Here is a 25,622-nt window from a genome sequence, read left to right as displayed (position 1 = left end):
ACCGGCTCCGTTTCCCTGATTGAATCTGTGGCAAGCCGCAAGGTGTTGCTGCGACCCGCCAGAATCACACCCGTGCCCGGCACGGGGATGTCTCTTGCCACTTCACATCACTGCGTCTGCCGCCGATGACCGCAAGAGACCGTCTGATATGTAAAAAGCATAAAGCGGGCCATAAATTTAAATCCTTTAAAATCATAAAATTAACTATCGACGAAACCCCGATTGCACCAACATGGCGCGCTGACTGCGCCAACCTGCCCAGGGCCGCCCTGTCACAGGGCAGGCAATAACGTGCGCACCAGAAGTGCGCAAACCCGGAGCCAGCCCACAAGCTGATGCCATTACCATCGCACTGCCCGGGTCAGCTCGTTTACACTGTCAGGCCCGTCACTTGCTGTTATCTGCCCAAGGCACACCATTACGCGAGCCCTTGGTTGCAAGATGATGGCAAGCCCACATCCGAGGAACCTCATGCAGTTCGATCGTCTCGACATCAGCCCCTCCCACTACCGCATTCTCGATGGGGAGCACCGCGCTCACATCGCCTTGCTGGGAGTGTTGATGCTGGCCATCATGCTCCTGCATCTCTGGTTGCTACCCCACTTTCCCTACGAGCGCTTTTACGCCGTCAGCTTTGGCTTCGAGGTGATCAACTGGTTCACCATGCTGTTCCTGTTCTGGGTGGTACAGTGCGCCCATCTGCCCGCCAAGACCTACCGCCTGCTCTCCTGCGGCCTGATGTTGTGGATCATGGGGGCCACCGCCGACATCATGGATGAAATCGTGCAGCAACCGCTCTGGCTCGCCATCTACGCCGAGGATCTGCTGCGATCCAGCGGCATTCTGCTCAGCAGCATCGGCATCCTGAGCACCATGCACCACCTCTTTCATATCAATGCCCAGCTCAGACAACAGGCGCTGTTTGACGATCTGACCCGGCTGCCAAACCGGCGCTACTTTCATCAGCAGTTGTTTCTGGAGCGGGGGGTTTACCATGCCCTCATCCTGCTGGATCTGGATCACTTCAAGGGGATCAATGACAACTACGGCCACGATATCGGGGATTGGGTGCTGCAGCAGTTTGGCGAGCTGTTGCAGCAACACTGCCCGCCCGGGGCGCTGGCGGCCCGCATTGGTGGTGAGGAGTTCGTCCTGCTGCTGCCCGTCGCCAACGAAGCACAATTGCAGCAACTGGCCAGCACCCTGCTGGCGGCGACCCGCACCATAGCCCCCGATCCGGCCAGGCCCCTGACGGTCAGTCTGGGGGTGGGGATCCGTGAGCCCAAGGAGCCGGCAGTCTCGCTGTTCAAGCGGGTGGATCAGGCGCTCTATCGCGCCAAAGAGGCTGGTAGAAACTGCGCGGTGTGGGCTACTACTCCGACTACGCATGGAGAGTGAAGAGCTGGCGGTTGAGTGCCGGTCACGGCGTAACATAGCTGATGAAAAAGGGGCCTAACGGCCCCTTACTCATGGGTGTAATAGGACCCGCTTAAAAGCGGAAGGTAAGCCCGATATTGGCCTGCCACTGGGTCACCAGCTCCCCGCGCACCTTGAACACGCACTGCTCCGGGTTGCAGAGAAACTGGTTGCTGTCGTTGACCAGCGAGCCATAACCGCGCACCTCGGCTCGCAGCGCCAGATGTTCACTCAGCCGGGGTTGTACCCCGAGCGCCAGTGACATGGAGGGCATCACCTCGCTGTCGTAGGCGGCGAAACGAGTCACCCCGATCCCGGCACCGATATAGGGCGCCATCAGGTTGTCAGAGAGGGTCAGCGCACCGGCAAAGTGCAGGGTATCCACCGTCAGGCGATCCGGCTGATCGGGAGAGAGGGTGGTGGACTGGTGGCTGTAGAGCAGCTCAATCATGCCGGGATCATCCACCTCCTTGCTGATAAAGAGGCCCCAGCTGCCGGAGCGCTGCCCTTGCAGTGAATCGAGCGAGGTCGAGCGCGATACCGGCTCCACCACATCGTCGCTCTTCTCGAAATCGATGGCTGAGCTGTAGCCGAAAAACGGCGTCAACTGCCAACCGGATGTGGTCGCGGCCTCGCTACTCCAGGCCTGCCCCAGTGGCAGCAACAGCCCCACTATCGCTATCCCGGCTCTCTTCATCATCATCCCCTGCTCCCTGTGTGATTGTTCAGAAAGCATACCAGCTTCATTCTGCGCCACTCCTAAACGGCGGCTGTACCGGATCACATTCATGACACGGCTGACCCTCGGCTGTTTCGGCACCAGACCCGTGCCACAACCGCCGCGATGCGCCAGCCGCCACCATTCATCGGCGGTTAACCTCTGCCACGTATGCTGGCGAAAAATCGGGTCATCGGGGCCCGCCATCACCACTCAGAAGGACATCAGGGAATGGTTGCCGCGCAACTTCACGACCCCCAAACCACCCTCGCGGATACTCTGCGGGCCACCGCCCACGCCATCGACGAGAGCCACGTCAGCCTGCGCCAGATGCTGGAGCTGGTGGGCGAGCAGGGAATGCTGCTGTTCTGCGTACTGCTCACCGTCCCCTTCCTGCTGCCGGTCTCCATTCCCGGCGTCAGCACCCCGTTCGGCCTGCTGATCCTCTTTATCGGCATCGGCATCACCCTCAACCGGGTGCCCTGGCTGCCCGCCATGCTGATGGAGCGCCGCTTCGCCGCCGACCAGCTCAAACCGACCCTGCACAAGGGGGCGGATCTGCTGGCCCGGGTCGATCGCTTTATCCGCCCACGCCTGCTGTTGCTGACCGGCAGCAGCGCGGTTAACCGCTGCAACGGCCTGCTGATCATGCTGGCCGCCCTGTTGCTGATGCTGCCCCTTGGCGCCATCCCCTTCACCAATGCCATGCCCGCCTGGGCCATCCTGCTACTTGCCACCGGCATGTTGCAGCGAGATGGCCTGTTCGTCGCCAGCGGCTACCTGCTGGTGGGGGCCACGCTGGTCTGGTTCAGCGTGCTGGCCATCGGCTTGCTGATGGCGGGCCAGAGCGCCACCGGCCTGCTCGGCTAACCCCGATGCATAGAAAAAGGGCGACCAGATGGTCGCCCTTTTTGATTTGTGCGGGATACCGCCCGGTCAAAGCAGATCGTAGATAAGGGCCGAGATGGCAAGCAGCCCCATCACCAACACAAAAAGGGTACTCGGCCCGCGATAACGCTTGAGTGCGGGCAAGCGATAGATGGAGCAGGCCGGCAGCAGAAACAGGATCACCGCGATCAGCGGGCCACTGACGCGCTCGATGATGTCGAGCACATTGGGGTTCAGATAGGTGATGACGGCAGTCACCATAAACAGGATCACCGACGACACCCGGGCGATGGTCGACTCCTTGAGGGAGAGCCCCAGCCCCTGACAGGCACCACTCACCATGCTCACCGTCCCCTCGCTCACCCCCATGGAGGTGCCGAGGAAGGATTTGGACATAGCCAGAATGGCGATGAGCGGCCCCACATAGGCGATCAGCGGATTGGAGAACTTGTTCGCCAGCGCCGATAGCACAGAGATATTGTCGGTGCGGGCCAGCGCCATCTCGGCCTGGCTCAGGCTCATCACGCAGCTCACCACGAAAAAGAGCACGCTACCGCAAATCAGCAGGCTGCTGTACTTGATGATCCGCTTGGCACGCAGGTCGGCACTCTCCTGACAGCGCTTCTTCTGCGCCGCGCTGAAGGAGGAAATAATGGGCGCATGGCTGAACGAGAAAACCATCACCGGCACGATCAGCCAGAGGGATTTCCAGAACGCCGGATCACGCCACTCCACCGCCTGACTCTCGCTGAAATAGGAGAGGCTCCACTGGGGCAGCAGATAGACGGATAGACCGATCAGGAAGGCGATCATCGGCAACGCCAGCACGCTGATGGCCGACACCACGATCTGCTTGCCGGCCAACAGGATCAGATGCAGGCCCAGCATCACCCCCACAACCAGCAAGCCGCGCGGGAGCTCGGCGTTGCCCAGCTGGTGGACCACGAAGCTCTGGATCGCATTGGTGATGGAGATGCTGTAGACCAGAATGATGGGGTAGAAGGCCATCAGATAGACCAGCATCAGCAGCTTGCCCGCCTTGGCACCGAAGTGCTCCTCCACCACATGGGTGATGTCCCCTTCCCGATGGGAGCTGGAGAGCACAAAGCGACTCAATGCCCGATGGGAATAATAAGAGAGCGGAAAAGCCAACAATAAAATAAACAGCAAAATAACCGGGGAATTACTGCCAACAGTAATTGGGAGAAATAAAGTACCGGCACCGACAGCAGTGGCATATAAGCCCATGGTCCATACCGAATCGCTTTTCTCCCATTTCAATTTTGAAACAGGGTTACTCTTTTCAGCAATAGAAACACTCATTGCAATATATACCTTATTAGTCTGTCATCATTATTTTTATAGGCCCGAATAACAGGCTGGAGATATGTCGTTGCATATCGCCCTGCACATGGAAAAACAACGCCGCCAGCGGCCAACAGGGCCACCGGAGGGAAACGGAGCTGCCACGCTACCATCGTTGAAATCGCTATCCGGGTCAAGGTTAATAATTCATGACTGTTTGAATCGGATTGTTTCAAAAGACAACGAGATGTATCACATTCGTCATCCAAAACCCGATTCAAGCCTGTTTGATAACATACCGATAAAACCTCATCCTGTTGCCCAACAACACAAATAAGACCAGCGATCAGGCCAATAATATTAACACCATAGCCAGTGGAATATGAGTGAAATAATGCGGCCAACTTTTCCACTCATTGACAGTGATGTCAGCCAAATTATTTATGGCAAAAAGACAGGTCATTTTTGCCAATAACAGGGCCGAGAGGCTCAGCGTGCCGGGCCGTGTGCCACCCGGTTGCGCCCTGCCCGCTTGGCCCGATAGAGCCACTCGTCGGCCCGAGCCAGCGCCAGATTGATCTCCTCCTCCGGCGGCACCAGGGTAGTGCCCAGACTGACCGTCATGGCGACCGGATCGGCAGGCAGCGCCTCGACGGCGGCGCGGATCTTCTCCGCCATCTGCAGCAAACCGGCTTCATCAGTCCGTGGCAGCAGGATCAGAAACTCCTCGCCGCCGCTGCGCACAAAGAGGTCGTCTGCCCGCAATAGGGTATCGATACAGCCACTGAAGCGCTGCAAGGCCAGATCTCCCTGCTGATGACCGTAACGATCGTTGATCTGCTTGAAGTGATCGATGTCGAGCATGATAAGGCCGCAGGGCGCATCCCCTGCCCGCAACTGCTGACAGTGCTCGAAGAAGTAGCGGCGGTTATGGAGGCCGGTCAGCTGGTCGGTTTCACTCTGGCGCTGCAACCGCTGCTGCAACTCGAACTGGCGGGTGATATTGCGGGTCACCCAGGCTACCACCCGCTTGCCGTCGTAGAGGGAGGGCAGCGGCGCAATCTTGCCCTCGAAACGCTGCACCCCTTGCGGCCCGACGGCGGCATTGATCCCCCCTACCTCGGTGGCGGCCAGCTCATACTCCACCACCTGCACCTGACCGCTGGCCAGCGACTCGGCCACCTGCGCCTTGACCCACCCGGCCATCTCCGGCGGCAGCACATCGGCCAGCTGCTTGCCCGCCAGCGGATTGCCGTCGTGGTAGGATTGCTGCTCCATACCGCCGATATATTCCATGTAATAGCCATCTTCACTGAGGATAAAGATGGGATCTGGCAGCTGGGCCATCACTTCATAAAGCTGGGTTATCGAAAGCGCCACGGAGACTCCTGTACTTCAGCGTCAAACAGGGGGGAGACATTCTGCCTCAAGAGGACTCAACTGCCCTCATCGACACAGATGGTTAATTTACCGCCACAGCCAACAATCCTTTACATCTAGCAGCCTGCGAGCGTCTCGGCCAACAAGGTTCGCCAGCCCGCCCCGCCTCCCGACCCCGCGCTCGCTCTCTGCTGCGCAAGCGCCCTCACCCGGTCGCGGATATCTCATTGTTTCAACTCACAAGTTCATTTACGCTGGCCCTCCTGAGCCTACATTTTCGCCTCATCGGCCATCAGGGATGCCAGCCCCCCGCAACCGCAGGGGCTGTACCACGGAAAAGGAATCGCCAGATGAAAAACGCCATCGTCACCGCCCGTTTCGACGCCATCAGCACCGAAGGGGAGCAGCTCATCCTCAAGATCGCCATCAAGGCCCCCGAGCCGGATCCCAAGTCCGCCAGCGGTGACTGGCGCTGCAAGGTGAAGCTGGCGGGGCTCAGCGACAAAACCTTCATCTACGGCGTCGACAGCCTGCAGGCCCTGAGCCTCGCCATCAAGCTTGTCGAAACCGAGCTGCGCGCCTTCTCCGATGCGGGCTGGCAGTTCTATCTGCCCGACTGCCCCGATCACCCCATCGACATGAGCGCCTGCTACTTCCCGGCGCTCTAGCCCGGCCCATCCAAGGAGACCAGATGCACGGACCCGACCCCGCCAATCCCCACCCCATGAACGGCTTCCCCCAGGTGTGCTTTATCAAGAACACCATCAAGGGGCCCAATATCGAGGTGGGTGACTACACCTATTACGACGACCCGGAGGATTCGGCGGGCTTCGAGCGCAACGTTCTCTACCACTTCCCCTTCATCGGCGACAAGCTGCTCATCGGCAAGTTCTGCGCCATCGCCCGCGGGGTGAAGTTCATCATGAACGGCGCCAACCACCAGACCTCCGGCTTCTCCACCTACCCCTTCTTTATCTTCGGCAACGGCTGGGAAAGCGCCGCACCCGCTCCGGGCAGCCTCCCCTACAAGGGCGATACCGTGATCGGCAACGATGTCTGGATTGGCTATGAGGCGTTGATCATGCCGGGGGTAAAAGTCGGCAACGGCGCCATTATCGCCGCCCGCGCCGTGGTCACCGGCGACGTGCCCGCCTACGCCGTGGTCGGCGGCAACCCCGCCAAAGTGATCCGCTACCGCTTCGACGACGACACCATCGCCCGTCTCAACGCCATCGCCTGGTGGGACTGGCCGGTGGAGCAGATCAGCCAGAACTTGAAGCTGATTGGCGGCGGCGAGATAGCCGCGCTGGAAGCGGCAACCCGATAGAGACAACCACCATCAAGCAGGAAGCACTATGCAACTAACCCCACCCCGAGCGCCTCACGATGATGAGATCGAAGCGCTGCGCATTGGTCTCTCTGGCTACAACAAGGATCACGCCGGCACCCATCTGCGCGAGCGGATCGCCAGCTTTATCAAGGATAAAGAGGGCAAGGTACACGGCGGCATCATCGCCGACATCAAGTGGGGCTGGCTGCATGTCGACTGGCTCTGGATCGACGAAAGCATCCGCCGCGATGGCTGGGGCGGCCGCCTGCTCGGCGCCATGGAGCAGTACGCCCAAAGTAAAGGCATCACCAACTACCACTTGGAAACCACCAGTTTTCAGGCCCTCCCCTTCTACCAGAAGCAGGGTTACGAGGTCTTTGGCCAGCTGCCCGATATGCCGCCGGGGCATGTCAGTTACTTCCTGAAAAAGCAGGATAAGTGATGACACTCCCGCGCCTTGCCAACGCTCAACTCGTGATCCGCCCGTTCGAAGCGGGCGATGCCAACGAGTTTGTCCGCGCGGCCCACGAATCCATCGAGACGGTCGGCAAATGGATGAGCTGGTGCTCCCGTTCATTTACTCGGGACAGCGCACTGGAGTGGTTTGCCAGCTGCGAGCAGGATTGTGCGGCGGGACGCGCCTTTGACATGGGCATTTTCTGCGCCACCACCGGCCAGCTGTTGGGTGGCGCAGGAATCAACCAGCTGGCGCCCCATCATTGCTATGGCAATATCGGCTATTGGGTACGGCAATCCCGCCAAGGCTGCGGCATCGCCCGACAGGCGGTCGCCCTGCTCCGTGACTTTGGTTTTCAGCAGTTGGGACTATTTCGGCTGGAGATCGTGATGGGAGTCGGCAACACAGCCAGCGAAGCTGTTGCCATCGCCGCCGGAGCAACCTTTGAGTGCCGAGCAAGAAATCGCATCTTCCTCCATGGACAACCCCTTGATGCTCTTATTTACTCTCTTACTCCCATAGACTAACCCCCTTTCTATTACATCCCCTGTTAGTCCCCTTTCAGATAAACAGGCGACAATATACCCCTGAAACAAGCAGTACGTTTGTCTCCTATCAAAGGGCCGAGTATTCTACAGTTAGTTTTATTTGATTATTTATCACAAAAATCATAACGTTACTTTAAAGATCAATTTCATTTTTTAATTTTATAAGGATCTCTATGTCCGTCAGACGTGCCAGATACCAACCACCATTGAACTCTCAATGTCTTTGTGGTTCTGGGTTGAAATTTAAGCGCTGTTGCTTAGGGGATAATGATATCGCATGCTCGCTATATATTGATAAAGCAAAAAAGATAATGAAAGAGAAGGATTATAAAAATGCTCTTAAATACGTAAGGCATGGTATAACCAATTACACTATCTTACATAAAACCAATACCGAGCCATATATCAGATCTCAAAATGAAGGTGTTTTTAAACTTTTAGAACTTGATATTAAAGCACTATCTGAATTGACTGAGAATTTACTCTTTTGCTATAGAGGTTTAAGTGACTACAGTTCACTCGGGTGCGATTTAGAAAGACTAAGAAACAATATATTTGACACTCGCTGGCAAAGGAGAATAACATATTATCAAGTTCTCGCTTTACTAGGTGACAATTGGAGTAACGAAGTAGGAAAAAGAGAATTAAAAAAACTAATGCCTTTGCATGAAGAAGATGACATTGAAATAACTCAACTATATCTTCATTTTTACTCAGAAGACCTCCCTTTCAAAAGAAAGATTGATACGCTAGATAAGCTCATTAATTCAATCAAAAAGCCCTCACAAAAACTCCAGTATCAAGTGGCAAAAGCAGTGCAATATCTTTGTATAGGAGATGATTCGGAGGCTGAATCATTAATTGAAAAAGCAATAGAAATTTATGAGCTATCTGAACAAAACAATAATCTATATGGATGTATGCAACATGCACGCGCATTAAGCCTACTGGGTGATATAAAGCACTCAGCAGAATTAAAGGCTCAAGCCATTAAAGCTTTTGAATCACTCCTCAATGATGACTCATGGACAGATTTTGGAATTTCCAATATTTATTTTGAATTAGGGAAATGTTTATATCACATTAAAGAATTCAAAAAATCCATTGATATATATCAGAAATCAATTGATATCGACGACTCAATAATAGTGAAGGTTTTTATATCTCAGTCAGAGCTTGAGCTTAATGACAAAAATGCTATCAATACAATAAAGGATGTTGAACAGTCACTTCTCATGTTATCAAATTCTGAAAGACTAGACTTTATATTTACCTATGCAGCTATAAGTATCGCATTTAAACAAAGTGAAATGATTGACAGATCATTTCACTACCTAGCAGACCTTTCATCATTGGAACCTATTTTCGAGAAACAGAAATCTACATTGCTTACTGAAATATCATCCATTTATAGCTCAGGTAAATTAGAGCAACAAAGTGGCATTTTGAAAAAATTAAAATCATTATTCCACTTAGCCAATAGATATATAATATTACAACCAAATATCGCTGGAGTTGGAATAAACATAAACCAAATTCTCAGCGATCTGGAAATGAAGTCTGAAAAGAAAGAATGAGTACCGTAGCACCTCTCGTCACAATAGCGGTGCAATGCGCTCCGCTTATTGCACCCTACGCAGGCTACATATCTCGTATGTTGGGCTTCGCTACGCTCAGCGCCAACCTACCACAGATGTAGGTTGCGGCTGAGCTTGCGAAGCCCAACGTTTACCGCGAATAGCTATTGTGTTCCGGCATCACTCTCTCCGATCTGCGTATGGCAAAGGGAAATCACCCTCTATCTCCCCAAAAACGGTTCCCAATCTTTAAACACCGGCTGCAACCCTGCTTGCCGCACGGCGGCGGCCACTTCCCCCACCGGGCGGTCGTCGTGGATGGCGAATTGCTCCAGCTCCTCTTTATCCCCCTCGGCATAGCCGCCCGGCTGGGTGCGCGACTCGGCCGACATCTGGGTGATGCCAAGGCGCACCGCGCCGTTGCGGAAGGTGGCGGACTCGCGGGTGGATAGGGACAAGTCCAGGGTGGGCGAGAAGAGGCGCCAGGCACAGATAAGCTGGGCCAACTGGCGATCCGACATGACCACGGCAGGCTCCAGCCCGCCGGTGCAGGGACGCAGGCGCGGGAAGGAGAGCGAGTAGCGGCTCTGCCAGTGGTGGCGCTCAAGCCAGCTCAGATGCTCGGCGACAAAGTAGCTGTCGGCGCGCCAGTCCGGGGAGAGGCCGATCAGCGCCCCCAGCCCGATTTTGTCGATCCCGGCGCGGCCCAGCCGATCCGGCGTGGCAAGGCGCCACGCGATGTCCCGCTTGTTGCCGCGCAGATGGTGGCGGGCGTAGGTGGGGGCGTGGTAGGTCTCCTGATAGACCATGACGGCGTCAAGGCCGAGGCTCTTCAGCTCGGCATATTCATCCTGCGAGAGGGGCTGCACCTCCATCCCTACCGTGCTGAAGTGGCGACGGATGATGGGCATCACCTCGCGAAAATAGGCGAGCCCCACCTTGTGCTCGTGCTCGCCGGTCACCAGCAGCACGCTGTCGAAGCCGCGCGCCTTGATGGCCAGACACTCGCGCTCAATCTCCTCTGCATTCAGGGTCTTGCGCTTGAGGCGGTTGCTCATGGAGAAGCCGCAGTAGGTGCAGTCGTTGGCGCAGAGGTTCGACAGATAGAGCGGCACATAGAAGCCGATGGTGTTGCCAAAACGCTGGCGGGTCAGCCGCTCGGCCTCGGCTGCCATCTGCGGCAGGTACGCTTCGGCGGCTGGGGAGATCAGCGCCATAAAATCGGCCAGAGTACGGCGCGGGGCACTCAGGGCGCGTGTCACATCGGCGGCAGTTTTGGCGCGGATCTGCATGCCGATATCGTCCCACTCAAGCTCCTGCCAGCGATCGAGAAAGGAGGGGGCGGCATCCTGCGACTCCAGATCCCTCACCCCCGTAGCCCTCACCCCCAGCCCCTCTCTCAAAGGGAGAGGGGGGCGAACACTTGGCTGATTTTGTGGCACAGAGCCCACACCCGAGACATCTATCCCCTCTAGACCCTGGTTCATAACGCCCCCAGAAAATCGGTCAGCGGGCTGGAGGCTTGGGCCTGCAGGGCGCGGGCACCAAGGCCAGCTTCATAGGCGCTGCGCCCGGCGCTGCAGGCCAGTGCAAAGGCGCGGCCCATGGCGACCGGATCGCCGCTCACCGCGATGGCGGTGTTGACCAGCACGGCATCGGCCCCCAGCTCAAAGGCGGCGGCGGCGTGGCTCGGCGCACCGATCCCCGCATCCACCACCACAGGTACATTGGCTTGCTCGACGATGATGGCGAGAAACTCCCGGGTTACCAGCCCCTGATTCGAACCAATCGGCGCGCCAAGCGGCATCACGGCGGCGCAGCCCACCTCTTCCAGCCGTTTGCAGAGCACGGGGTCGGCCCCACAGTAGGGCAGCACCACAAAGCCCTCTTTCACCAGCTGCTCGGCGGCTTTCAGCGTCTCGATGGGATCGGGCAGCAGATAACGCGGGTCGGGGTGGATCTCCAGCTTCAGCCAGTTAGTGCCGAGCGCCTCGCGGGCTAGGTGGGCGGCAAACACCGCCTCGGCGGCGGTCTTGGCGCCTGAGGTGTTGGGTAGCAGCTTGACCCCGAGTTTGAGCAAGGGGCTCAGGATATCGTCGTGGGCCTTGCCCGGTTCGAGCCGCTTGATGGCCATGGTAACAAGCTGGGAGCCGCTCGCCTCGATGGCGGCGGCCATCAGATCCGGGCGGGCAAACTTGCCGGTGCCGGTAAAGAGGCGTGAGGAGAAGGTGTGATCGGCAATTGTCAGCATGTCAGCCTCCGGCCACTGCGATAAGAAGAGGTGAGGCTCCGCCGCAAGGCAGAGCACTCGAAGATGGGACTGCGAGCATCATGGGTTAGCCTCCCGCAATGGCGGTGAAGAGGTGAAGTTCGTCCCCGTCATTGAGACGGGTCTCGGCCCAGCGGCCACGGGGCAGCACGGCACCGTTAAGGGCGATAGCCACCCCCTGTGGATTAACTTCTTGCGCCGCCAGCAGGTCGGCCACGCTCTGCCCTGCCGCCAGCGGCTGGGCTTTATCATTGAGTCGAATGGTGAGGGTCATGATGTGATCTCCTTGTTCCGGTCCGAATGCTGACCACAGATCGGGCAATCGGGATCGGGGGCCAGGGTGAGGGTCTGCCACTGATGAGCCAGGGCATCGAAGCGGCGCAATGTGCCAGCGACCGGGCTCGGCATCCCGAGCAGCAGCTTCAATGCCTCCAGCGCCTGCAGGGAGCCCATCACCCCGACCAGCGGGCCGGTGACGCCGCTGGTTTCGCAGCTCTGGATGAGCTTTGTATCCTGCGGATAGAGGCAGGCGTAGCAGGCGTGCTCCGGGCTGGTGCGCGCCATCAGCTGCCCCTGCCAGCCCACCGCGGCGGCGGAGATCCAGAGCTTGCCCTGCTTCACGCAGGCGGCGTTGATGGCATGGCGGGTAGGGAGGTTGTCGCAGCAATCGATCACCAGATCTACCTCGGCCACAAACTCTGGCAGACTGGCGGCATCAAGTCGCTGGTTGATGGCAATCAGCTCCACCAGCGGGTTGTGGGCGGCCAAACGCTCGCGGGCCAGCTCGGCCTTGGAGTGGTTGACCGCCTCGCTATCGAACAGGATCTGGCGCGGCAAGTTGCTGGAATCGACGGTATCACCATCGACCAGCCACAAGGTGCCCACCCCGGCCCCAGCCAGATAGAGGGCGAGCGGCGAGCCAAGCCCGCCCAAGCCCACGATCAGCACGGACTTATCCTTGAGCCGCGCCTGCCCAGCCTCCCCCACTTCCGCCAGCATCAGCTGGCGGCCGTATCTCAGATACTCTTTGTCACTAAGAGACGCCTCATCAGAGCGCATGTTCTACCTCCCTTATGGCAGAAGCCGAGTGCGGCTCATCCCCCGCCCCCACGGCAGCGAGCAGCCGCTCGGTCGCCCCCTGCCAATCGCTACTTCCGGTAATGGCCGAGACCAGCGCGATGCTGCCGACCCCGCTTGCCTTGACCGCCGTCACCCGATCCTCACTGATGCCGCCAATGGCCACCGTCGGCCACTCCGCCATCAGGGCGCGATAGCGATGCAGCCGCACCAGTCCCTGTGGGCGCGAAGGCATCGCCTTGGTGTTGGTCGGGAAGATATGGCCGAGCGCGATATAGGAGGGGGCCAGCTCGCGGGCCCGCATCAGCTCGAAGTAGCCGTGGGTGGAGATGCCAAGGCGCAGCCCGGCCCCCTGAATGGCGGCGAGATCGGCGGTCTCCATATCCTCCTGCCCCAGATGCACGCCCCAGGCACCCGCCTCGATGGCCCGCTGCCAGTAGTCGTTGATAAAGAGCCGCGCCCCATGACGGCGACCGAGCGCTACCGCATCACGAATGGCCGGCGCCACCTCTGCGGCAGGTAGATTCTTGATCCGCAGCTGGATGGTCTTGACCCCCTGCCCCAGCAGGCGGCGCAGCCACTTGACCGAATCGACCACCGGATAGAGACCGAGGTTGTGTTCGGTCGGCGCAAAAGGGCCATCCGGCAGGCGGGCGCAGCTCGCTTCCATCCCTTCAACAGAAAAGAGCCCGAAGCGGCGATCGAGGGTTGAACCCGCCAGCACGGCGCGGGGGAAGTGGGCAAGACTGGTCGGCCAGCCGAGATGGGCGATGGGGCCGGGGCCTGCGCCCACCCCCTGCGCCGCCGCCAGCCCCTGTTGCAGGTAGGCACGCGCCAGGGTGATGGCGTCCTCCACCGGATAATCCTGCGCCACCACGGCGGCGATGGCGCTGGCGTAGCAGCAACCGGTGCCGTGGCCGTGGCGGGTGTCGAGGCGCGGCGCCGCCAGCCAGAATTCGCGGGTCTCGTCCTGGTAGTAGTCGAGGCAGAGATCGCCGCTCCACTCAAGATGACCACCCTTGACCAGCACGGCGCGAGCGCCGAGTTCGCGCAGCCGCGCGGCACCCGCCCGCACCAGCGCGGGGCTGGTCGCGGGAATACCGGTCAGCGCTTCCAGCTCGGGGCCGTTGGGGGTAATAAGGGAGAGGCGCGGCAGCAGTTGTTCGCGCACCGCCGCCAGCATATTGGGCTCCGCCATCGGGGTGCCGGTGCTGGCGATGGCCACCGGGTCGTAGACTACAAAGGGGGCCTCGATAGTTGCCAGTCGGCGGGCCAATACCTCCACATGGAGCCGGGTCGGCAGCAGGCCGATCTTGATGGCGGCGGGCGGCAGATCGACGCCAAGGGCATCGAACTGGGCGGTGAAGGTCTGCATCAGCACAGGGTCGACCATCTTCACCGCCACCGAGTTCTGGGCGGTAATGGCGGAGATAACCGAGCAGCCGTGCACGCCGAGGTCGTGCAATGTGTGCAAGTCGGCCTGAATGCCGGCGCCGCCGCCGGAGTCGGAACCGGCGATGGTCCACACTCTCATTTTGAGATCACTACCCAAGGGTCGCGAGTCCGTCACGGGCGACAGGTCGGCGGGGCTGACAGCCCCGCTTGCGCTGCTCACGCCTCCTCCCCTGCGGCCTGTTTCAGCGCCGCCGCCTGATGGTAGATCTCGCCGCCGGTCTCCTTGAAGGTTTCCGCCATGCGGGCCATGCCGCTCTCCACCTCGGCCCCCACCCGCTCCTGCTGACCGTCCATGCCAACCAGCTTGATCTCCACGGCCTCAAGCTTGGCGGCATTCAGTTCGGCGGTGTAGGCGCGCACGTCCTGGGTGATCTTCATGGAGCAGAACTTGGGCCCGCACATGGAGCAGAAGTGGGCCACCTTGCCGGACTCCTGCGGCAGTGTCTCGTCGTGGTAGGCACGGGCGGTATCGGGATCCAGCGCCAGATTGAACTGATCCTCCCAGCGGAACTCGAAGCGCGCCTTGGACATGGCGTTGTCGCGGATCTGGGCCCCCGGGTGCCCCTTGGCCAGATCGGCGGCGTGGGCGGCGATCTTGTAGGTAATAAGCCCCTGCTTCACATCCTCCTTGTTGGGCAGGCCCAGATGCTCCTTGGGGGTGACGTAGCAGAGCATGGCGCAGCCGTACCAGCCGATCAGCGCCGCGCCGATACCGGAGGTGAAGTGATCGTAACCGGGCGCGATATCGGTGGTGAGCGGGCCAAGGGTGTAGAACGGCGCCTCGTGACAGTGCTCCAGCTGCTCGGTCATGTTGCGCTCGATCATGTGCATCGGCACGTGACCCGGCCCCTCGATCATCACCTGCACGTCGTACTCCCACGCGATCTTGGTCAGCTCGCCCAGGGTGCGCAGCTCGGCGAACTGGGCCTCGTCGTTGGCGTCATAGACGGAGCCCGGACGCAGACCGTCACCAAGGGACAGCGCCACGTCATAGGCGGCGCAGATCTCGCAGATCTCGCGAAAGTGCTGATAGAGGAAGTTCTCCTTGTGGTGGGACAGGCACCACTTGGCCATGATGCTGCCGCCGCGCGACACGATGCCGGTGAGGCGCTTGGCGGTCATGGGCACGAAGCGCAGCAGGACGCCGGCATGGATGGTGAAGTAGTCCACCCCCTGCTCGGCCTGCTCCAGCAGAGTGTCGCGGAACAGCTCCCAGGTGAGGTCTTCGGCGATGCCGTTGGTCTTTTCCAGCGCCTGATAGATGGGCACGGTACCGATGGGCACCGGGCTGTTGCGCAGGATCCACTCGCGGGTCTCGTGAATGTAGCGACCGGTGGAGAGATCCATCACGGTGTCGGCGCCCCAGCGGGTCGACCAGACCAGCTTCTCCACCTCCTCTTCGATGCTGGAGGTGACCGCCGAGTTGCCGATGTTGGCGTTGATCTTCACCAGAAAATTGCGGCCGATGATCATCGGCTCCGCTTCCGGGTGGTTGATGTTGCTGGGGATGATGGCGCGGCCGGCGGCCACCTCATCGCGCACAAATTCGGGGGTGATGTTCTGGGGCAAACGGGCACCAAAATCGCGGCCCGGATGCTGGGTGCGCAACAGTTCAGAGCGCACCCGCTCGCGCCCCATGTTCTCGCGAATGGCGATAAATTCCATCTCGGGGGTGACGATACCGGCCCGGGCGTAGTGGAGCTGGGTGACCCGGCGGCCCGGCTTGGCGCGGCGCGGTTTCGGCAGATGCTCGAAGCGCAGGTGATCCAGCCCCTCGTCGGCCAGACGCTCCTGAGTGAAGGTGGAGCTGAGCCCCGACAGCTCGTCAGTGTCATCGCGCTCCAGCACCCAGTTCTCCCGCAGGCGCGGCAGGCCACGGCGCACGTCGATGGCGACCCCCTCCTCCCCGTAACGGCCCGAGGTGTCATAGACCGGCACCGGCTCGTTGGGCTCGAACCGGGGATCTTCCTTGGTGCCGCCGACGAAGGTGTCGGCCAGCTGGATCTCCCGCAGGGGTACCCAAATATCGGCGCGGGAGCCTTCGATAAAGATGCGCCGGGAGTTGGGATGAGCCATCCCCTTGAGGCTGTCGATAAAGGCCTGAGCGCTGGAGCGCTGCTCGCGGCGGCTGGATTTGGCGGTATCAGATACAGAAGTAGACATAGCAAAACTCACATTAACTGGTTGAAGTTATGGGTGTTTGCTTGTCTGGAGTTCGAGGAGAAGATGAACTTGCGGCGGGGTGTTTATCTCGGGAGGGAGTGCGCGCGGGATGGATCTCCGCGCTGCTGTTCTGCCGCTTTCCGCTCTCTGCACGCTGTGGGCAAGGCGCCCCACGTGCTGGAAAACCGGACGGGACAGACTCCCTCCTGTGCGCCCTGACCCATCAAGGGTGATCCCTTCGATGAGCGGAAGAGGCTTGTTCCTCCCCCGGCGCGGTAACCCGCAAGTTACCCTTGTTCCCTTCGCAGGTTTTAACCTGATCAGGTTCCACGGATCCCGAATTAACGGTCTCAGCTTCGCGTCGTTCGACGGTCAGCACTCCGACAAGATGGCGCCAGTATAAGGGGGAAAATTTAAAGCACAAGCCGTTAACAATCCGGGTCAACGGCCGGTGCTGTGGTCAGACGGGGTTACTCACCGCGCGACCAGGTGCGGATCGCGGCGATCTCCGCAGCGGGGATCTGCAGGGATTCGAGGAATTCCTGATGGGCCTGTGGCTCCATCTTCTCGAACTGGATATGCCAGTTGCGCATCATCTCTTCGGTCATGCCTGCGGCCTGCATGATGGCAACCCAGCGTGCCTTGTCTACCATGGGGATCTCCTCGTGTGTCTGTTGGCGATAGAGGATGATGGCCCTTTGTTGACGCCTCAACTCGGCGATCTCCTGCTCCAGTCGCAACAGGTGACTATCGAGGCAGGAGTGGCTCTCCTGCCGTGCCGCCAGCAGGGTGCCGATCTCTTCGAGCGGCAGCCCCATGGCGCGAAAACTGGCGATCTGCCGCCCCCGTTCCAGCTCGGCCTCGCCATAGCGGCGATAGCCGTTCTCCCCGCGCAGGGCGGGAAGCAGCAGACCGAGGCGTTCGTAATAGAGCAGGGTGGTGCGGCTCAGGCCCAGTTCTCTGGCCAGCCGGGTAATCGTCAACATAGGGGTTCCTTCATCCAACGGGCAGAGGATAAACCCGCCTATTGTAGACGGGTCAACTACTCCTCCGGATTGACGACAAGGATTTCGCTTAAGCGGCCCTGTTCGTCGCGGATCAGCACCAGCTCACTCCCGGCATGCAGATCGGCGGCCGAACCGTTGACCCAGCGCACCAGCGGATTGAGTGGCACAGTGCCCAGGGTTGCCAGCGTGAGCTGCCGGTCATCGAAGGATTGCAGGCGATCTTGCGCCCGCTGCCAGGGCAGATTGACCAGCGGGGCTCTGGCGGCCAGCAGCTCAATCCGGGTGGCAACGCCATCGGCCACCAGCAGGGCGAGCTGGTCGCCGGGTTTGAGTGGCTGTGGCCAAATCTCCCCCTGCCGCCAGACGGCGGCACTGCCCTGCTCCACTTCGGCCCCCTGAAATTGCAGGCGGATGCCGTCGCTGCGCTCCAGCTCCACCAGCCACAATTCGTCGGCTCCCGCCTGCGCCGCCCAGAGCGGCATTCCCAGCATCCATGCACACCACTTTCTCGATTGTTCCATCTTCGTTCGTCCCTGAACAAAAAGCCCATGCTGGACAAGCATGGGCTTCATTCGGGAGCATTTCTAATCGGAACGCAGAGATCGGATCAGTCATCCTCGCGGCAACGGCTCAGGCGCATGCCGTCAAACTTGCACTCCAGCTCCAGCCAGCGCCCTTCGAACGGCGCCAGACTGTTGTCCGAGGTGGTGTAGCCCCAGATCCGCCCCCCTTCGACAGGCCCTTCCAGATCCATCTCGTCCTTGTCATCTTCGTCGAGGGCTTCGACCTTGCGCACATAGCGCACGCCGTTCTCCACCACCCCCTTCATCTCGACCCAGGTACCGCCGAGATCATCCTCGTTGAGCCAATCCTTGAAGCGGGTCTGGTCGTCGATCACGAACGGCATGCCGTTGACCATCAACTGGCCAAGCTGCCAGGTGGTGCGGCCGGTCAGTTTGAATTCGGTCGCCTGTGCGGTGCCAAGTGGCAACAAGATCAACAGCAGGAGGGCGCAGAGAGACTTCTTCATCAGGGATCCTCGGGGTTACACTGGCAAACAGGATGCCGAATCCGGTGTGAAAAGAGCGTGAAACGCTCGCCAACCAGGAGAGCAAAGCATGAAGATTTTGGTAGTGGAAGACAATCCTCAGGTGGCGGAAACCATCATGGATTATCTGGAGCTGGCCGGTCACCGCCTCGATTGTGCCTATCACGGTCAGGCGGCGCTGCAACTGCTGGAGGAGCAGCGTTTCGACGTCATCATCATGGATGTGATGATGCCGCGCCTCGATGGCCTCAGCACAGTGGCGCGCCTGCGCGAGCAGGGGATTGCCACTCCCGTGCTGTTTCTCACCGCCCGCGACAGCCTGGAAGACAAGCTGGCGGGCTTCAAGGCGGGAGGGGATGACTATCTGGTCAAGCCGTTCGCCATGGAGGAGCTGGAGGTACGGCTGCAAGCTCTGAGTCTGCGTGGCCCGCGCGGCGATGTGGGGGCCATCAGCTTTGGCGATCTGACGGTCGATGTCGCCAGCGGCCGCGCCACCCGTGCCGGTGAGCCCCTCAAGCTCGGCAAGATCCCGTTCCAAATCCTCGCCCTGCTGGCCCGCCGCGCCCCCGCCATCGTCAGCCGTCAGGAGGTGCTCGACACCGTCTGGGGGGATGAGGAGCCCGACTCCGATGCCCTGCGCAGCCATATCTACGCCCTGCGCAACGCGCTGGACAAGCCCTTCCCCACGCCCATGCTGGAGACCCTGCACGGTCAGGGCTACCGACTGGTGAGCGCATGAGCCTGCCGAGCCTGCGCCGCCGCCTGATCATGGCGCTCGGCGGCGCCGGGGTGGTGCTGCTGATCCTGCTCTCCGGCCTGATGCTGGTGGCCGAAGACAAGATGGAGGAGCTGAGCCTGCGCCACTGGCTGGAGGCGGAAGTGACCCGCTACAGCGATGACTGGCTGCGGCTCGGCCCGGCGGCGGCGGCCCCGAGCCCCAGACAGTTCTCCAGCTACTGGACCGAGGCGGGTCGCCTGCCGAGGTGGCTGAAACCGTACCAGATCCCGGGCTTTTTCGAGCATCAGCTGGGCAAGGAGGACAAACACTTTCTGGTGGCCCGTCACCCTTCCGGCGAGGGACTGCTCTATCTGGTGTTTAACGATGACGCCGACGACTACCTCGACCCCTACGAAGACAAGCTGCATCTGGCGACCCGGCTGATTGGGCTGGCGCTGCTGCTCAGCTCGCTGGGCTTCGGCATCTGGCTGGTGCGCCATATCACCGGGCCGCTGCAACGGCTGCAACACAGGGTCGCCCACCTCACTCCGGATCAGGCGGATTTCGAGCCAGACGCTCCCTGGCAGGAGTTACGGGATATCGAGCTGGCGCTGCTGGCCGGCAAGCAAGAGGTGAGCGCTGTGTTCGCCCGCGAGCAGGAGTTCAGCCGCTTCGCCAGCCACGAGCTGCGTACCCCCAACATGGTGATCCAGGGCTCGGCCGCCCTGCTCGGCAAGGTGACGGATCTGCCCGCACCAGCCGCCCGCGCCACCACTCGCATCCGTGCCGCCGCCGACGAGATGGCGCTGCTCACCGAGACCTTCCTGCTGCTGGGCCGCAAGGAGGCGGTGGAGCGGCCGCTGCAACAGGTCACCCCGCTGATCCGTCAGGAGCTGGCCCGCCTCGCCCCGCTGCTGCAGCGGGAAGCCCTCGATATCAGGCTCACCCTGGATGAGAGCAGCGAAGTAAACGCCCCCCTCTCCCTGCTCGCCATCGCCCTCGGCAACCTGCTGAAAAATGCCCTGAGCTATGCCGATGGGCATATCGAGATCGAGCTCTGTGGCCCGGTGCTCACCATTAGCAACCCGACGGCGGCAGCGCCGGATCAGATCCTCGGCTACGGCTGCGGCCTCACCATCATCCAGCGCATCTGCGAGAAGCTGGGCTGGCAGATAGAGACCAGGCTGGAGGACGGAATTTTCAGCGCCCGGCTGGCGATGATCACTGCCGAACAGTTCCCTCTCCCTTTGGGGGAGGGTTAGGGTGAGGGCGCGGTGTTACCGCGAGCCAACCAGCCAGATAGAAACAAGGCGCCCGAGGGCGCCCTGTTGTTATCTGACGGCAGCAAGCCTGAGGCTCACTCCGCCGGTTTATTCTTGCGGCTCGCCTTGAGTTCGAGGAACTCGATGATCTTGCCCGCCACATCCTTGCCGGAGGCGGCTTCCACCCCTTGCAGGCCAGGGGAGGAGTTGACCTCCAGCACCAGCGGGCCGCGGGCGCTGCGCAGAATATCCACCCCTGCTACATCAAGCCCCATGATCTTGGCCGCCTGCACGGCGGTGGCGCGCTCTTCCGGGGTGATCTTGATCGCCTCGGCAGTGCCGCCACGGTGCAGGTTGGAGCGAAATTCCCCCGGCTGGGCCTGACGGCGCATGGCTGCTACCACCTTGCCGTTGACCACCAGACAGCGGATGTCAGCGCCATTGGCCTCGCGAATATACTCCTGCACCAGAATGTTGTTATTGGTCTGGATAAAGGCCTCGATCACGCTCTCGGCGGCCTTCTGGGTCTCGCAAAGCACCACACCGATCCCCTGGGTTCCCTCCAGCAGCTTCACTACCAAAGGGGCGCCCCCCACCATGGTGATGAGGTCGGGCACATCGTGGGTGCTGTGGGCATAGCCGGTGATGGGCAGGCCGATACCATGGCGGGAGAGCAGCTGCATGGCACGCAGCTTGTCGCGGGAGCGACTGATCGCCACCGAGCTGTTGAGGGCCATGGTGTTCATCATCTCGAACTGGCGCAGTACGGCGGTGCCATAAAAAGTGATGCTGGCCCCGATACGGGGGATCACCGCATCATAACTTTCCAGCTCCCCGCCCTCGTAATGGATCGAAGGGTTGTGGGAAGCAATATTCATATAGCAGCGCAGGGTGTCGAGCACCTCGACCTGATGGCCACGCGCCTGCGCCACCTCGACCAGACGGCGGGTGGAATAGTTTTTCGGCTCACGGGATAAAATGGCAATCTTCATGAAAATTCCGCTAGAAGGCAACGCCTGGGCAGGTTGGGGCGGGAGAGTATAAGGTGCCACAGCGCCAAGACAACGCCAATTGTTTCTCCTGACAACAAGACAAACCACACGAAACAGCACGCTGCCAAATGAGAGTTACCAACACGGCAAACGGCAGCTCCATGCGGCTCATCAAACCAGTGCAAGGATGCCGCCGTTTGTTGTCAAAGATCAACCTGTGACACGTCGAGAATCGCGATTCAGCTCAGATTAGGCCCCAACCAGCGTTCTGCTTCTGCGAGGGTCATCCCCTTGCGGACAGCGTAATCCTCCACCTGATCCTGCTGGATCTGCGCTACCGCGAAGTATTTGCTGTCGGGATGAGAGAAGTACCAGCCCGACACCGCTGCCCCCGGCCACATGGCGTAGGACTCGGTGAGTGTCATGCCGATGGCCTGCTCCACCTCCAGCAACTCCCAGATGCTGCCCTTCTCGGTGTGCTCCGGGCAGGCCGGATAACCGGGGGCTGGACGAATGCCCTGATAGTTCTCACGGATCAGCTCTTCGTTAGAGAGCGCTTCATCGGGGACATAACCCCAATGCTCTTTGCGCACCTGCTGGTGCAGGTACTCGGCAAAGGCCTCTGCCAAGCGATCACACACCGCCTGGATCAGAATGGCATTGTAGTCATCGTGATCCGCCTTGTAGGCATTGGCGATGGCCTCTTCACCGATACCGCCGGTCACCGCGAAGGCGCCGATCCAGTCCGGCTTGCCGCTCTCTTTCGGCGCCACATAGTCCGCCAGACAGTAGTTGGGGAAGCCCTGCTTCTCGCTCTGCTGGCGCAGGTGGTGCAGCACTTTCTTCACTTCACTGCGCGACTCGTCGCTGTAGACCTCTATGCTGTCCCCCACTGTGTTGGCCGGGAACAGACCGATAATACCGGCGCAGCGCACGCTCCCATCCTGCTCCAGCTGGTCGAGCATGGCGTTGGCATCGGCAAACAGCTTGGTCGCCTCCTCGCCGATAATCTCGTCCTCGAGGATGCGCGGATACTTGCCCGCCAGCTCCCAGCTCAGGAAGAACGGGGTCCAGTCGATGTAGGGGCGCAGCACCGAAATGGGCACGTTCTCGAACTTTTGCACCCCAGGCTCGCGAGGCTTGGGCGGCTGGTAACCGACCCAGTCCAGCTGCTGCCGGTTGGCACGGGCATGAGCCAGGCTGACTGGCCTGGCTCTGGGTTGCTTGCGGGCATGTTGCTCGCGGGCAATCTCGTACTCCTTGTCGATACGGGCGACAAAAGCGGGCTTGAGCTCGGGGTTGAGCAGGCTTTGGGCCACCCCCACCGCACGAGAGGCGTTGGAGACATAGACCACGGGTTCGCTGTAGTTCTGCTCGATCTTCACCGCAGTGTGCGCCTTGGAGGTGGTAGCACCGCCGATCAACAGCGGCAGCTTGAAGCCCTGACGCTCCATCTCCTTGGCCACGTGCACCATCTCATCCAGCGACGGGGTGATCAGGCCCGACAGACCTATGATATCCGCCCCCACTTCCCGCGCCGTCTTGAGGATGGTCTCGCAGGAGACCATGACGCCCAAATCGACGATTTCGTAGTTGTTGCACTGCAGCACCACCCCGACGATGTTCTTGCCGATGTCGTGCACATCCCCTTTGACGGTGGCGAGCACTATCTTGCCGTTGCTGTAACTGCCCTGTTTTTCAGCTTCGATATAGGGCTGCAGATAGGCCACCGCCCGCTTCATCACCCGCGCCGATTTGACCACTTGCGGCAAAAACATCTTGCCCGCGCCAAACAGATCACCGACCACGTTCATGCCATCCATCAGCGGCCCTTCGATAACGTGCAGCGGCTTCTCGGCCTCGGCCCGCGCCTGTTCGGTATCCTCTTCGATGAAGTCAGTGATCCCCTTGACCAGCGCATGCTCCAGCCGTTTGCCCACCGGCCAGCTGCGCCACTCCTGATCCCGCGGATCCTCCGCCTGAGCGCCAGCACCGCGATAGGTCTCGGCAATGGCCAGCAGATCCTCGGTGGCGCTGTCACTCAGGTTGAGTACCACCGCCTCGACCTTGGCCTTCAGATCCTTTGGAATGTCTTCATAGATAGCGAGCTGACCGGCGTTGACGATCCCCATGTCCATGCCGTTCTGGATGGCGTGATAGAGGAACACCGCGTGAATGGCTTCGCGCACTGGCTCGTTGCCGCGAAACGAAAACGAGACGTTGGAGACACCGCCGGAGATCATGGCGTGAGGCAGATGGGTCTTGATGTCCTTCACCGCCTCGATGAAGTCCACCGCGTAGTTGTTGTGCTCATCGATGCCGGTGGCAACCGCGAAGATGTTGGGGTCGAAGATAATGTCTTCCGGCGGGAAACCGACCTGATCCACCAGAATGCGGTAGGCGCGCTGACAGATCTCGAACTTGCGGGCGCGGGTATCCGCCTGCCCTACCTCATCAAACGCCATCACGATCACGGCAGCGCCATAGCGGCGCAGCAGCTTGGCCTGCTGGATGAACTTCTCCTCCCCCTCCTTCATGGAGATGGAGTTGACCACCGGCTTGCCCTGCACGCACTTGAGGCCCGCTTCCAGCACCTCCCATTTGGAGGAGTCGATCATCACCGGCACCCGGGCGATATCCGGCTCACCGGCGATGAGGTTCAAGAAGCGCACCATGGCCGCTTCGGCGTCCAGCATCCCCTCATCCATGTTGATGTCGATGATCTGGGCGCCGCTCTCTACCTGCTGCTTGGCAACATCCAGCGCCTCGTCGTAGAGCCCCTCCTTGATCAGCCGTTTGAACTTGGCCGAACCGGTAACGTTGGTACGCTCACCCACGTTCACGAACATGGATTCGGGGGTAATGATCAGCGGCTCCAAGCCCGACAACCGGCAGGCCACCGGCAGCTCGGGCAGAACGCGCGGCTTGATACCCGCCACGGCGTCGCTCATGGCGCGGATGTGGGTCGGGGTGGTACCGCAGCAACCGCCCACCATGTTGAGAAAGCCGCTTTGGGCCCACTCGCGGATGTGGGCCGCCATTTCACCCGCATCCAGATCGTACTCGCCAAAGGCGTTGGGCAGACCGGCGTTGGGGTGGGCGCTGACATGGCTTTCGCTGATGCGCGACAGCTCCTCCACATACTGACGCAGCTCGTCCGGCCCAAGCGCACAGTTGAGACCAAACGAAATGGGTTTGACGTGGCGCAGCGAATGATAAAAGGCTTCGGTGGTCTGGCCGGAGAGGGTACGACCGGAGGCGTCGGTAATGGTGCCGGAGATCATCACCGGCAGGCTGTAGCCCAGCTCCTCGAACACCCCTTCCACCGCGAAGGCGGCCGCCTTGGCGTTGAGGGTATCGAAGATGGTCTCGATCAGAATGATGTCGGCGCCGCCCTCGATCAGGGCGTGGGTCGATTCGGTGTAGGCCGCCACCAGCTGGTCATAGGTGACGTTGCGTTTGCCGGGATCGTTCACATCCGGCGAGATGGAGCAGGTGCGGTTGGTGGGGCCCAAGACCCCGGCGACGAAACGCGGCTTGGCGGGATCTTTTGCCGTCCACTCGTCTGCCACGGCGCGGGCCAGACGAGCGGCTTCACGGTTGATCTCGGCCGAAAACTCCTCCATCTCGTAATCGGCCATGGCGATGCGAGTGGCGTTGAAGGTGTTGGTCTCGAGGATATCGGCCCCGGCGGCGCAATATTGATCGTGGATCTCGCGGATCACCGCAGGGCGGGTCAGCACCAGCAGATCGTTATTGCCCTTGATGTCGGTATGCCAGTCGGCAAACCGCTCACCGCGATAATCCGCCTCACCCAGCTTGTAACCCTGGATCATGGTGCCCATGGCCCCGTCGATGATCAGGATCCGTTCCTTGAGACAGAATTCCAGTTTCTTTGTGATGTCCGACTTTATGCTCGGCTTCCTGTTCGCCACGACTCGCTCCTCTACATCCATGCAACTGCGTAACAAGCATCCTAACAGCAAACAAAAAAAATGGAAATCTAGCCGTC

At 60.2% G+C, this 25,622-nt stretch carries 24 protein-coding genes and 1 riboswitch; of the genes, 9 read left to right on the top strand and 15 right to left on the bottom strand.

The genetic code is table 11. The features are described from left to right. Nucleotides 1–471: 471 nt before the first annotated feature. Entirely contained in the window at nucleotides 472–1,398 is a 927-nt protein-coding gene (locus CK911_RS19115; RefSeq protein WP_098971935.1) for a GGDEF domain-containing protein, read from the top strand. Nucleotides 1,399–1,489: 91 nt separating this feature from the next. Here CK911_RS19115 and CK911_RS19110 read toward each other — a convergent pair whose 3' ends face one another. Next, nucleotides 1,490–2,113, bottom strand: a complete 624-nt coding sequence (locus CK911_RS19110) for an outer membrane beta-barrel protein (RefSeq protein WP_098972805.1) — start codon at nucleotides 2,111–2,113, stop codon at nucleotides 1,490–1,492. 252 nt (nucleotides 2,114–2,365) lie between these two features. On the opposite strand from CK911_RS19110, the gene CK911_RS19105 reads away from it, so the two are divergent. Next, on the top strand, nucleotides 2,366–3,004 hold the full coding sequence (locus tag CK911_RS19105) for an exopolysaccharide biosynthesis protein (protein WP_172954061.1): 639 nt from the start codon (nucleotides 2,366–2,368) through the stop codon (nucleotides 3,002–3,004). A gap of 66 nt (nucleotides 3,005–3,070) precedes the next feature. Here CK911_RS19105 and CK911_RS19100 read toward each other — a convergent pair whose 3' ends face one another. The 3 genes from CK911_RS19100 to CK911_RS19095 all read right to left on the bottom strand — a co-directional run bounded on the left by CK911_RS19100 (nucleotide 3,071) and on the right by CK911_RS19095 (nucleotide 5,707). Next, on the bottom strand, nucleotides 3,071–4,345 hold the full coding sequence (locus tag CK911_RS19100) for an amino acid permease (protein ID WP_098971930.1): 1,275 nt from the start codon (nucleotides 4,343–4,345) through the stop codon (nucleotides 3,071–3,073). Continuing rightward, on the bottom strand, nucleotides 4,342–4,731 hold the full coding sequence (locus CK911_RS21265; protein ID WP_157774571.1) for a hypothetical protein: 390 nt from the start codon (nucleotides 4,729–4,731) through the stop codon (nucleotides 4,342–4,344). The genes CK911_RS19100 and CK911_RS21265 overlap by 4 nt, the downstream gene beginning before the upstream one ends. Before the next feature lie 85 nt (nucleotides 4,732–4,816). Further along, nucleotides 4,817–5,707, bottom strand: a complete 891-nt coding sequence (locus CK911_RS19095; RefSeq protein WP_098971928.1) for a sensor domain-containing diguanylate cyclase — start codon at nucleotides 5,705–5,707, stop codon at nucleotides 4,817–4,819. A 350-nt stretch (nucleotides 5,708–6,057) separates the two neighbouring features. Here CK911_RS19095 and CK911_RS19090 point away from each other — a divergent pair, with 350 nt between their 5' ends. The 5 genes from CK911_RS19090 (at nucleotide 6,058) to CK911_RS19070 (ending at nucleotide 9,619) form a co-directional block, all read left to right on the top strand. Next, nucleotides 6,058–6,375 carry a hypothetical protein gene (locus tag CK911_RS19090; RefSeq protein ID WP_098971925.1) on the top strand — a complete coding sequence of 106 codons (318 nt, stop codon included), beginning with the start codon at nucleotides 6,058–6,060 and terminating at the stop codon, nucleotides 6,373–6,375. A gap of 23 nt (nucleotides 6,376–6,398) precedes the next feature. Then, nucleotides 6,399–7,034, top strand: a complete 636-nt coding sequence (locus tag CK911_RS19085; RefSeq protein ID WP_098971923.1) for a Vat family streptogramin A O-acetyltransferase — start codon at nucleotides 6,399–6,401, stop codon at nucleotides 7,032–7,034. Nucleotides 7,035–7,062: 28 nt separating this feature from the next. Further along, nucleotides 7,063–7,479 carry a GNAT family N-acetyltransferase gene (locus CK911_RS19080; protein WP_098971921.1) on the top strand — a complete coding sequence of 139 codons (417 nt, stop codon included), beginning with the start codon at nucleotides 7,063–7,065 and terminating at the stop codon, nucleotides 7,477–7,479. Then, a complete protein-coding gene (locus CK911_RS19075) occupies nucleotides 7,479–8,021 on the top strand; it encodes a GNAT family N-acetyltransferase (protein ID WP_098971919.1) in 543 nt (180 codons plus the stop codon). The genes CK911_RS19080 and CK911_RS19075 overlap by 1 nt, the downstream gene beginning before the upstream one ends. A 194-nt stretch (nucleotides 8,022–8,215) precedes the next feature. Beyond that, nucleotides 8,216–9,619: an SEC-C domain-containing protein gene (locus CK911_RS19070; RefSeq protein ID WP_098971917.1), complete on the top strand. Its 1,404-nt coding sequence runs from the start codon at nucleotides 8,216–8,218 to the stop codon at nucleotides 9,617–9,619. 221 nt (nucleotides 9,620–9,840) lie between these two features. Here CK911_RS19070 and thiH read toward each other — a convergent pair whose 3' ends face one another. From thiH to CK911_RS19025, 9 genes are all read right to left on the bottom strand, one after another. Then, the gene (gene thiH, locus CK911_RS19065; protein ID WP_098972803.1) at nucleotides 9,841–10,980 is read right to left on the bottom strand and encodes a 2-iminoacetate synthase ThiH; all 1,140 of its coding nucleotides are present in this window, start codon (nucleotides 10,978–10,980) and stop codon (nucleotides 9,841–9,843) included. 122 nt (nucleotides 10,981–11,102) lie between these two features. Then, nucleotides 11,103–11,870, bottom strand: a complete 768-nt coding sequence (locus tag CK911_RS19060; RefSeq protein ID WP_098971915.1) for a thiazole synthase — start codon at nucleotides 11,868–11,870, stop codon at nucleotides 11,103–11,105. An 85-nt stretch (nucleotides 11,871–11,955) separates the two neighbouring features. After that, the gene (gene thiS, locus CK911_RS19055; RefSeq protein WP_042024608.1) at nucleotides 11,956–12,162 is read right to left on the bottom strand and encodes a sulfur carrier protein ThiS; all 207 of its coding nucleotides are present in this window, start codon (nucleotides 12,160–12,162) and stop codon (nucleotides 11,956–11,958) included. Further along, nucleotides 12,159–12,947 carry a HesA/MoeB/ThiF family protein gene (locus CK911_RS19050; protein WP_098971913.1) on the bottom strand — a complete coding sequence of 263 codons (789 nt, stop codon included), beginning with the start codon at nucleotides 12,945–12,947 and terminating at the stop codon, nucleotides 12,159–12,161. Before CK911_RS19050 ends, thiS begins: the two co-directional genes overlap by 4 nt. Continuing rightward, complete coding sequence (gene thiE, locus CK911_RS19045) at nucleotides 12,937–14,580, bottom strand: thiamine phosphate synthase (protein ID WP_098971910.1); 1,644 nt, start codon at nucleotides 14,578–14,580, stop codon at nucleotides 12,937–12,939. The genes CK911_RS19050 and thiE overlap by 11 nt, the downstream gene beginning before the upstream one ends. Then, nucleotides 14,577–16,583, bottom strand: coding sequence for a phosphomethylpyrimidine synthase ThiC (thiC, locus tag CK911_RS19040; RefSeq protein ID WP_098971908.1), 2,007 nt, complete (start codon nucleotides 16,581–16,583; stop codon nucleotides 14,577–14,579). The genes thiE and thiC overlap by 4 nt, the downstream gene beginning before the upstream one ends. A 280-nt stretch (nucleotides 16,584–16,863) precedes the next feature. Further along, a riboswitch (TPP riboswitch) is annotated at nucleotides 16,864–16,976 on the bottom strand. Between the two features lie 77 nt (nucleotides 16,977–17,053). Then, nucleotides 17,054–17,569, bottom strand: coding sequence for a MerR family transcriptional regulator (locus CK911_RS19035; protein ID WP_098971906.1), 516 nt, complete (start codon nucleotides 17,567–17,569; stop codon nucleotides 17,054–17,056). Between the two features lie 56 nt (nucleotides 17,570–17,625). Continuing rightward, the gene (locus CK911_RS19030; RefSeq protein WP_098971903.1) at nucleotides 17,626–18,111 is read right to left on the bottom strand and encodes a hypothetical protein; all 486 of its coding nucleotides are present in this window, start codon (nucleotides 18,109–18,111) and stop codon (nucleotides 17,626–17,628) included. 86 nt (nucleotides 18,112–18,197) lie between these two features. Continuing rightward, nucleotides 18,198–18,620 carry a hypothetical protein gene (locus CK911_RS19025; protein ID WP_005340092.1) on the bottom strand — a complete coding sequence of 141 codons (423 nt, stop codon included), beginning with the start codon at nucleotides 18,618–18,620 and terminating at the stop codon, nucleotides 18,198–18,200. 88 nt (nucleotides 18,621–18,708) lie between these two features. Here CK911_RS19025 and CK911_RS19020 point away from each other — a divergent pair, with 88 nt between their 5' ends. Continuing rightward, nucleotides 18,709–19,377 carry a response regulator transcription factor gene (locus CK911_RS19020; RefSeq protein ID WP_019446511.1) on the top strand — a complete coding sequence of 223 codons (669 nt, stop codon included), beginning with the start codon at nucleotides 18,709–18,711 and terminating at the stop codon, nucleotides 19,375–19,377. Continuing rightward, nucleotides 19,374–20,618: a HAMP domain-containing sensor histidine kinase gene (locus CK911_RS19015; protein ID WP_098971900.1), complete on the top strand. Its 1,245-nt coding sequence runs from the start codon at nucleotides 19,374–19,376 to the stop codon at nucleotides 20,616–20,618. The genes CK911_RS19020 and CK911_RS19015 overlap by 4 nt, the downstream gene beginning before the upstream one ends. A gap of 95 nt (nucleotides 20,619–20,713) precedes the next feature. Here CK911_RS19015 and rimK read toward each other — a convergent pair whose 3' ends face one another. Both rimK and metH read right to left on the bottom strand, forming a co-directional pair. Then, nucleotides 20,714–21,610, bottom strand: a complete 897-nt coding sequence (gene rimK, locus CK911_RS19010) for a 30S ribosomal protein S6--L-glutamate ligase (RefSeq protein WP_042024591.1) — start codon at nucleotides 21,608–21,610, stop codon at nucleotides 20,714–20,716. Nucleotides 21,611–21,849: 239 nt separating this feature from the next. Then, a complete protein-coding gene (metH, locus tag CK911_RS19005) occupies nucleotides 21,850–25,566 on the bottom strand; it encodes a methionine synthase (RefSeq protein WP_098971898.1) in 3,717 nt (1,238 codons plus the stop codon). Nucleotides 25,567–25,622 lie beyond the last annotated feature (56 nt).

Origin of the sequence: Aeromonas sp. CU5 (genome assembly GCF_002586745.1) — a bacterium.
GTDB classification, from domain to species: Bacteria; Pseudomonadota; Gammaproteobacteria; order Enterobacterales; family Aeromonadaceae; genus Aeromonas; species Aeromonas sobria.
Note: the sequence above shows the minus strand (reverse complement) of the source record. Positions and strands in the feature narration are given on the sequence as shown.

What these genes read in the sequence shown, in the direction of transcription:
- CK911_RS19105 (WP_172954061.1), top strand. Translation starts at nt 2,366, where the DNA reads ATGGTTGCCGCGCAACTTCACGACCCCCAAACCACCCTCGCGGATACT.
- CK911_RS19030 (WP_098971903.1), bottom strand. Translation starts at nt 18,111, where the DNA reads ATGGAACAATCGAGAAAGTGGTGTGCATGGATGCTGGGAATGCCGCTC.
- CK911_RS19090 (WP_098971925.1), top strand. Translation starts at nt 6,058, where the DNA reads ATGAAAAACGCCATCGTCACCGCCCGTTTCGACGCCATCAGCACCGAA.
- CK911_RS19075 (WP_098971919.1), top strand. Translation starts at nt 7,479, where the DNA reads ATGACACTCCCGCGCCTTGCCAACGCTCAACTCGTGATCCGCCCGTTC.
- metH (WP_098971898.1), bottom strand. Translation starts at nt 25,566, where the DNA reads ATGGATGTAGAGGAGCGAGTCGTGGCGAACAGGAAGCCGAGCATAAAG.
- CK911_RS19025 (WP_005340092.1), bottom strand. Translation starts at nt 18,620, where the DNA reads ATGAAGAAGTCTCTCTGCGCCCTCCTGCTGTTGATCTTGTTGCCACTT.
- CK911_RS19085 (WP_098971923.1), top strand. Translation starts at nt 6,399, where the DNA reads ATGCACGGACCCGACCCCGCCAATCCCCACCCCATGAACGGCTTCCCC.
- thiC (WP_098971908.1), bottom strand. Translation starts at nt 16,583, where the DNA reads ATGTCTACTTCTGTATCTGATACCGCCAAATCCAGCCGCCGCGAGCAG.
- CK911_RS19110 (WP_098972805.1), bottom strand. Translation starts at nt 2,113, where the DNA reads ATGAAGAGAGCCGGGATAGCGATAGTGGGGCTGTTGCTGCCACTGGGG.
- CK911_RS19115 (WP_098971935.1), top strand. Translation starts at nt 472, where the DNA reads ATGCAGTTCGATCGTCTCGACATCAGCCCCTCCCACTACCGCATTCTC.
- CK911_RS19060 (WP_098971915.1), bottom strand. Translation starts at nt 11,870, where the DNA reads ATGCTGACAATTGCCGATCACACCTTCTCCTCACGCCTCTTTACCGGC.
- thiS (WP_042024608.1), bottom strand. Translation starts at nt 12,162, where the DNA reads ATGACCCTCACCATTCGACTCAATGATAAAGCCCAGCCGCTGGCGGCA.
- CK911_RS19035 (WP_098971906.1), bottom strand. Translation starts at nt 17,569, where the DNA reads ATGTTGACGATTACCCGGCTGGCCAGAGAACTGGGCCTGAGCCGCACC.
- CK911_RS19070 (WP_098971917.1), top strand. Translation starts at nt 8,216, where the DNA reads ATGTCCGTCAGACGTGCCAGATACCAACCACCATTGAACTCTCAATGT.
- CK911_RS19020 (WP_019446511.1), top strand. Translation starts at nt 18,709, where the DNA reads ATGAAGATTTTGGTAGTGGAAGACAATCCTCAGGTGGCGGAAACCATC.
- CK911_RS19015 (WP_098971900.1), top strand. Translation starts at nt 19,374, where the DNA reads ATGAGCCTGCCGAGCCTGCGCCGCCGCCTGATCATGGCGCTCGGCGGC.
- CK911_RS19080 (WP_098971921.1), top strand. Translation starts at nt 7,063, where the DNA reads ATGCAACTAACCCCACCCCGAGCGCCTCACGATGATGAGATCGAAGCG.
- CK911_RS19100 (WP_098971930.1), bottom strand. Translation starts at nt 4,345, where the DNA reads ATGAGTGTTTCTATTGCTGAAAAGAGTAACCCTGTTTCAAAATTGAAA.
- CK911_RS19050 (WP_098971913.1), bottom strand. Translation starts at nt 12,947, where the DNA reads ATGCGCTCTGATGAGGCGTCTCTTAGTGACAAAGAGTATCTGAGATAC.
- rimK (WP_042024591.1), bottom strand. Translation starts at nt 21,610, where the DNA reads ATGAAGATTGCCATTTTATCCCGTGAGCCGAAAAACTATTCCACCCGC.